This window comes from Mesorhizobium sp. M2A.F.Ca.ET.037.01.1.1 (assembly GCF_003998075.1).
Lineage (GTDB): Bacteria > Pseudomonadota > Alphaproteobacteria > Rhizobiales > Rhizobiaceae > Mesorhizobium.
The window spans coordinates 1-1,935 of record NZ_RZSA01001131.1; the positions used below are offsets into that span (position 1 = coordinate 1).

General features: G+C 63.0%; 1 protein-coding gene and 1 pseudogene. Both read right to left on the minus strand.

From position 1 onward, the window contains the following. Positions 1 to 1,661 (minus strand): glycogen/starch/alpha-glucan family phosphorylase (gene glgP / locus EOA27_RS34250; protein ID WP_127258479.1); only part of this gene is annotated, 1,661 nt, incomplete at its 3' end. A 138-nt stretch (positions 1,662 to 1,799) separates the two neighbouring features. Further along, positions 1,800 to 1,901 (minus strand): annotated as a pseudogene (locus EOA27_RS42655) (sugar ABC transporter ATP-binding protein); the annotation flags it as partial. Positions 1,902 to 1,935 lie beyond the last annotated feature (34 nt).

Here is a 1,935-nt window from a genome sequence, read left to right on the forward strand (position 1 = left end):
AACAGCGCCGACGGGTCGAGCCTGATGCCGAGACGGTCGGCTACGAGCTTGGCGAGCCGCGCCTTGTTCTGGCGCTTCACGGCGGCGAATTTCTCGCGGAAGGCGGCATCGTCGGCCAAGGGGTCGAGATCCTTGATCCTCTCAATATCGTCCATGAAGCGGTCGCCGATGGCCTCGCGGGCAAGCGCGGTGAGGCCAGGATTGCACTGGATCAGCCAGCGTCTCGGCGTGATGCCGTTGGTCTTGTTGTTGATGCGATCGGGATAGAGCTTGTGGAGATCGGCGAACACCGTCTCCTTCATCAGTTCGGTGTGCAGCGCCGAGACGCCGTTGATCGAATGCGAGCCGACAAAGGCCAGGTTGCCCATGCGCACGCGGCGGTCGCCATTTTCCTGGATCAGCGAGATGCGTGCGATCTGGTCGCCCGAGAATTTTCCGGTGGCCCGAGCCTCCAGCAGCACCTGGGCATTGATGGCGTAGACGATCTGCATGTGGCGCGGCAAAAGCCGCTCGAACAGCGGCACCGGCCAGCTTTCAAGCGCCTCGGGCAGCAGCGTGTGGTTGGTGTAGCCGAAGGTGCGCTTGGTGATGTCCCAGGCAAGGTCGAAATCCATGCCATGGACGTCCATCAGCAGCCGCATCAGCTCCGGCACCGCCACCGCGGGATGCGTGTCGTTGAGATGGATCGCCGCCTTGTCGGGCAAAGACTTCAAGTCGCCATATTGGCTGAGGTGGCGCTGGACGATGTCCTGCAGCGAAGCGGTCGAGAAGAAATATTCCTGCCTGAGCCTAAGCTCCTGGCCGGCCACGTGGGAATCGGCCGGATAAAGCACGCGCGACAGCGCGTCGGCCTTGTTGCTTTCGGCCAGCGCGCCGATGTGGTCGCCGGCGTTGAACTTGTCGAGCAGGATCGGGTCGATCGGCATGCCGGACCAGAGCCTCAGCGTGTTGACGCGCCTGGCGCGCCAGCCGGCCACCGGCGTGTCGTAGGCGACCGCCAGCACATGCTCGGTCGGCTTCCAGACGTGGCGCTCGAGCCGGCCGTCCTTCGAAGTGATCGATTCCACCGAGCCGCCGAAGCCGACCTCGAAGGAGCGTTCTCGCCGCTCGAATTCCCACGGGTTGCCGTGGTCGAGCCAGGTCTCCGGCAATTCGACCTGCCAACCACCCTGGATTTCCTGGCGGAACATGCCGTTGGCGTAGCGGATGCCGTAGCCGTGGGCGGGGATGTCGACGGTCGCCATGCTTTCCATGAAGCAGGCGGCGAGACGGCCGAGACCGCCATTGCCAAGTGCTGCGTCTGGCTCGAGGCCAGCGATCAGGTCTAGGTCGACGCCGAGCGAGGACAGCGCCTCGCGCATGTTCTCCATCAGATCGAGATTGGAGAAGGCGTCGCGCATCAGGCGGCCGATCAGGAATTCGAGCGAGAGGTAATAGACCCGCTTTTCCTGCTGGTCGTAGGCTTCCTTGGTCGCCTGGATCCAGTGGTCGACGATGCGGTCGCGCACCACCTTGATCGAGGCGGTCAGCCAGTCATAGGGCGTGGCGACGGTGGTGTCCTTGCCGACCCGGTATTTGAGCGACATCAGGACTTCTTCGGCAAGCGTCTTGGGATCGGGATGGTCGAGGACAGGTGCTTCGATCGTCATGGCGGATGTCATTTCGCCTCTCGTTCAGTTGGCCTGATCATAGCGGCTTTCGCCGTTTCTCCCAGCCCATCCTATCGCATTGCAGCATGCGTTCAATCGATTTAGTGATCGAGCCAGCAGCCTGCCTGCTGCAGTTGACCTATCCTGGAATCAAGCCGCCAGCGCATCCTCCGGCGGCTTCTTGGCGCCGGTCATGAGCGCGACGGCGTCCGACATTGAAATCTGCTTGGGATCGACGACGCAGAGCCGGCGCGCTCATGACCGGCGCCAAGAAGCCGCCGGAGGA